General features: G+C 66.1%; 2 protein-coding genes. Both read left to right on the forward strand.

Annotated features, from left to right (window positions below):
- Nucleotides 1-166 precede the first annotated feature (166 nt).
- Nucleotides 167-718: a VOC family protein gene (locus ACRDUX_RS25150; RefSeq protein ID WP_526417626.1), complete on the forward strand. Its 552-nt coding sequence runs from the start codon at nucleotides 167-169 to the stop codon at nucleotides 716-718.
- A partial coding sequence (locus ACRDUX_RS25155) for an aspartate ammonia-lyase (RefSeq protein ID WP_526417628.1) occupies nucleotides 718-2,077 on the forward strand: 1,360 nt, incomplete at its 3' end. The genes ACRDUX_RS25150 and ACRDUX_RS25155, both read left to right, overlap by 1 nt.

The raw sequence follows: 2,077 nt of genomic DNA on the forward strand, positions 1-2,077 counted from the left end.
CGCCGAGATGGGCCGGATCAGCGCACGGGCCGCACGGCTGGAGAACTTCGAGGGGCATGCCCGCTCCGCCGACGTCAGGGCCGCCAAGTACGGCGGTGACGAACTGCCGTGGTCCGATCATGGGTTCGGCCTCACGACTTCCTCGACCACAACGGAGAATTGAGCCATGAGTACCGCGTACAAACCGAGAGTCCCCACGATGCGTGCGGTCGACCACGTGGCCTTCACCGTGCCCGACCTCGACGAGGCGGTCGCGTTCTTCGTCGACCACTTCGGCGCCGAAGTCGCCTTCTCAGACGGTCCATTCGTCGACCGGGAGGCCGACGGAATGCGCCGTCGGCTCGACGTCGACCCGCGGGCGCGGTGCTCGCTCGCGATGCTTCGTCTCGGCCGGCACCACAACGTCGAACTGTTCTCCTACGACGCTGCCGACCAGGTGACCGTGCCGCCACGCAACAGCGACGTCGGCGGGCATCATCTGGCCTTCTACGTTGACGACATCGATGCCGGCTACGACTACGTCAAGTCGATTCCCGGTGTCGTCGTGCAGGAGGGTCCCAACGGGGTCGACGCGGGCGCGCCGATCGCCGGCCAACGCTGGTTCTACTTCAAGACCCCGTGGGGAATGCAGTTGGAGTTGACCAGTTGCGCCACCGACGGCTTCTACGACGGACTGCCCGGCGCCAACGCCGCACCGCCCAGTGAGACCTGGCGTTGATGCCCACCGACACCGCAGCGGACGTTCGCATCGAACACGATTCGATCGGTAGTCGCCCCGTGCCGGCCGACGCCCTTTACGGCATCCACACCGTGCGGGCGTTGGAGAACTTCCCGATCTCCGGGATCCCGCTGTCGGCGCATCGGGAATTCGTCAACGCGCTGGCTGCGGTCAAACAGGCTGCGGCGGTGACGAATCACGAACTCGGCCTGCTGGACGCCGAGCGTTGCGACGCCATCGTGGCCGCGTGCGTCGAGATCCGTTCCGGGGCGCTGCATGCCAACTTCGTCGTAGACGTCATGCAGGGCGGTGCCGGCACGTCGACCAACATGAACGCCAACGAGGTGATCGCCAACCGCGGCCTGGAACTCCTCGGCGCGGGCCGCGGGGACTACGCCACGCTGCACCCACTCGAGCACGTCAACCTCGGCCAGAGCACGAACGACGTGTACCCGACCGCCATCAAGGTCGCGCTGCAGGTGCACCTCGCCACGCTGCAGGCCACGCTGCTGGACGTGGCCGCGGCATTCCGAGTCAAGGCCGACGAATTCCGTTCGGTCCTGAAGATGGGCCGCACCCAGTTACAGGACGCGGTGCCGATGACGCTCGGTCAGGAGTTCGGCACGTACGCGGTGATGCTCGCCGAGGACGCCGAACGTCTCCGCGAGGCCGCACTGCTGGTCACCGAGATCAACCTCGGTGGGACGGCGATCGGCACCGGCCTGAACTCACACCCGCGCTACGCCCAATTGGCCTGTGGCGCACTGTCTCGGCTGACTGGGTTCAGTCTCTCCACCGCGACCGACCTGGTCGAGGCGACCCAGGACGTCGGGGCCTTCGTCCAGGTGTCCGGGGTTCTCAAGCGGACGGCGCTCAAACTGTCCAAGATCTGCAACGATCTGCGGCTGCTGTCGTCGGGTCCGCGGTCGGGTTTCAATGAAATCAATCTTCCTGCCGTGCAGGCGGGTTCGAGCATCATGCCCGGCAAGGTGAATCCGGTGATTCCCGAGGTCGTCAACCAGGTCGCCTTCGAAGTGTGCGGAAACGACGTGACCATCAGCATGGCCGCCGAGGGTGGTCAACTGCAGTTGAACGCGTTCGAACCGGTGATCGCCCACTGCCTGTTCACCTCTGCCACGCATCTGGACGCCGCCTGCCGCACGCTCGAACAGCGCTGCATCATCGGGATCACGGCCAACCGCGAGCGTCTGTTCGAGTCGGTGACGAACTCCATCGGCGTCGTCACGGCACTGACGCCCTACTTGGGGTACGCCCAGTCGGCCCGGATCGCCAAGGAGGCACTGAACTCTGGGCGTGCCGTGCCGGACGTCGTCGTGGCCGAGGGGCTTCTGTCCGCAG

The organism is Mycobacterium sp. (assembly GCF_050701675.1).
GTDB lineage: Bacteria > Actinomycetota > Actinomycetes > Mycobacteriales > Mycobacteriaceae > Mycobacterium.